Annotated in this window: 2 rRNA genes; both read left to right on the top strand. The window is 56.5% G+C overall.

The annotated features are described in order from the left end of the window. Nucleotides 1–116: 116 nt before the first annotated feature. Nucleotides 117–3,224 (top strand): 23S ribosomal RNA (locus ACFYZF_RS30550). An 83-nt stretch (nt 3,225–3,307) separates the two neighbouring features. Further along, nucleotides 3,308–3,424 (top strand): 5S ribosomal RNA (gene rrf, locus ACFYZF_RS30545). Nucleotides 3,425–3,426 lie beyond the last annotated feature (2 nt).

Here is a 3,426-nt window from a genome sequence, read left to right as displayed (position 1 = left end):
GTGCCAGGCATGGCCTGGTCTCGCATACCGTCGGCGTTTGTCGGGTTTGGTGTGGGGCTGTGGGTTGTGGGTTGGTCGTTTGTTGAGAATTGCACAGTGGACGCGAGCATCTTTGTGGTCAAGTTGTCAAGGGCGAACGGTGGATGCCTTGGCACCAGGAGCCGATGAAGGACGTGGGAGGCCGCGATAGGCCTGGGGGAGCTGTCAACCAAGCTGTGATCCCAGGGTGTCCGAATGGGGAAACCTGGCATCAGTCATGTGATGTCACCCGCACCTGAATACATAGGGTGTGTGGAGGGAACGCGGGGAAGTGAAACATCTCAGTACCCGTAGGAAGAGAAAACAAGAGTGATTCCGTGAGTAGTGGCGAGCGAAAGCGGATCTAGGCTAAACCGGCTGCGTGTGATACCTGTCAGGGGTTGCGTGGTTGGGGTTGTGGGACCTTGCTGAATGAGCTGACACTTGTTCGAGAAGTTATAAAACCAGTTGCTAGCCGAACAGTCTGGAATGGCTGACCGTAGGCGGTGAGAGTCCGGTAGGTGAAAGTGGCTGGTCTTCTGTGGGTGTTCCCGAGTAGCGGCGGACCCCTGTAATCTGCCGTGAATCTGCCAGGACCACCTGGTAAGCCTAAATACTTCCTGGTGACCGATAGCGGACAAGTACCGTGAGGGAATGGTGAAAAGTACCCCGGGAGGGGAGTGAAATAGTACCTGAAACCGTTCGCCTACAATCCGTCGGAGCCTTGCGGGGTGACGGCGTGCCTTTTGAAGAATGAGCCTGCGAGTTAGTGGCATGTGGCGAGGTTAACCCGTGTGGGGGAGCCGTAGCGAAAGCGAGTCTGAATAGGGCGATTCAGTCGCGTGTCCTAGACCCGAAGCGGAGTGATCTAGCCATGGGCAGGCTGAAGCGCGGGTAAGACCGCGTGGAGGGCCGAACCCACCAACGTTGAAAAGTTGGGGGATGACCTGTGGTTAGGGGTGAAAGGCCAATCAAACTCCGTGATAGCTGGTTCTCCCCGAAATGCATTTAGGTGCAGCGTCGCGTGTTTCTTGCCGGAGGTAGAGCACTGGATGGTCTAGGGGGCCCACAAGCTTACCGAAATCAGCCAAACTCCGAATGCCGGTAAGTGAGAGCGCGGCAGTGAGACTGCGGGGGATAAGCTTCGTAGTCGAGAGGGAAACAGCCCAGATCACCAGCTAAGGCCCCTAAGCGTGTGCTAAGTGGAAAAGGATGTGGGGTCGCATAGACAACCAGGAGGTTGGCTTAGAAGCAGCCACCCTTTAAAGAGTGCGTAATAGCTCACTGGTCAAGTGGTTCCGCGCCGACAATGTAGCGGGGCTCAAGCACACCGCCGAAGCTGTGGCATTCACATTTTATCCTTGCTTGGACTTGATTCCTTGTGCAGGTGTGTGGATGGGTAGGGGAGCGTCGTGCCGGGGGTGAAGCAGCGGGGTGACCCAGTTGTGGACGCGGCACGAGTGAGAATGCAGGCATGAGTAGCGAAAGAAGGGTGAGAAACCCTTCCGCCGGATGACCAAGGGTTCCAGGGCCAGGCTAATCCGCCCTGGGTGAGTCGGGACCTAAGGCGAGGCCGAGAGGCGTAGTCGATGGACAACGGGTTGATATTCCCGTACCCGCGAAAGAGCGCCCATGATGAACTTCGTTGTGCTAACTGCGTGATCTTGGGGCGGTCTTCGGACTTAACTGGGTGAGTGTGGGAACCTGGCGGGTAGTAGTCAAGCGATGGGGTGACGCAGGAAGGTAGCTGAGCCCGGCCGGTGGTTGTGCCGGGGTAAGCGTGTAGGCCGTACCGTAGGCAAATCCGCGGTGCATGTGGCTGAGACGTGATGCCGAGCCGATTCAGGTGAAGTCAGTGATCCTATGCTGCCGAGAAAAGCCTCTAGCGAGTTCTTAGCGGCCCGTACCCCAAACCGACACAGGTGGTCAGGTAGAGAATACCGAGGCGATCGGGCGAACTGTGGTTAAGGAACTCGGCAAATTGCCCCCGTAACTTAGGGAGAAGGGGGGCCGGAGACGTGAAGCCCCTTGCGGGTGGAGCGTTGTATGGCCGCAGAGAGCAGGGGGAAGCGACTGTTTACTAAAAACACAGGTCCATGCGAAGAAGTAATTCGATGTATATGGACTGACGCCTGCCCGGTGCTGGAACGTTAAGGGGACCTGTTAGCTCTTCGGGGCGAGGCGGAGAACTTAAGCGCCAGTAAACGGCGGTGGTAACTATAACCATCCTAAGGTAGCGAAATTCCTTGTCGGGTAAGTTCCGACCTGCACGAATGGCGTAACGACTTCCCCACTGTCTCAACCACAGGCCCGGCGAAATTGCATTACGAGTAAAGATGCTCGTTACGCGCGGCAGGACGGAAAGACCCCGGGACCTTTACTATAGCTTGACATTGGTATCCGAATTAGCTTGTGTAGGATAGGTGGGAGCCGGTGAAGTCCATACGCCAGTATGGGTGGAGGCAATCTTGAAATACCACTCTGGTTGATTTGGGTTTCTAACTTCGGGCCGTTATCCGGTTCAGGGACAGTGTCTGGTGGGTAGTTTAACTGGGGCGGTTGCCTCCTAAAAGGTAACGGAGGCGCCCAAAGGTTCCCTCAGCCTGGTTGGCAATCAGGTGTTGAGTGCAAGTACACAAGGGAGCTTGACTGTGAGACTGACAGGTCGAGCAGGGACGAAAGTCGGGACTAGTGATCCGGCACTTGCGAGTGGAAGCGGTGTCGCTCAACGGATAAAAGGTACCCCGGGGATAACAGGCTGATCTTCCCCAAGAGTCCATATCGACGGGATGGTTTGGCACCTCGATGTCGGCTCGTCGCATCCTGGGGCTGTAGCAGGTCCCAAGGGTTGGGCTGTTCGCCCATTAAAGCGGTACGCGAGCTGGGTTTAGAACGTCGTGAGACAGTTCGGTCCCTATCCGCCGTGCGCGTAGGATACTTGAGAAGGGCTGTCCCTAGTACGAGAGGACCGGGACGGACGAACCTCTGGTGTGCCAGTTGTCCTGCCAAGGGCACGGCTGGTTAGCTACGTTCGGAAGGGATAACCGCTGAAAGCATCTAAGCGGGAAGCCTGCTTCAAGATGAGGTATCCCACCCACCTTTGGTGGGGTAAGGCCCCCAGCTAGACTACTGGGTTGATAGGCCGGAAATGTAAGCTCGGTAACGGGTTGAGTTGACCGGTACTAATAGGCCGAGGACTTGACTACTAAGCTGCTACGCGTCCACTGTGCAACTCTCGACAAATGAACAACAGACCAGTTGCTGGTGTTGTTTGATATGTCGATAGAGTTACGGCGGTCATGGCGGAGGGGAAACGCCCGGTTACATTCCGAACCCGGAAGCTAAGCCCTCCAGCGCCGATGGTACTGCACTCGGGAGGGTGTGGGAGAGTAGGACACCGCCGGACAT

It is taken from the genome of Micromonospora sp. NPDC001898 (assembly GCF_042891255.1).
Classification (GTDB): domain Bacteria; phylum Actinomycetota; class Actinomycetes; order Mycobacteriales; family Micromonosporaceae; genus Micromonospora.
This window is presented reverse-complemented; position numbering and strand designations above follow the sequence as displayed.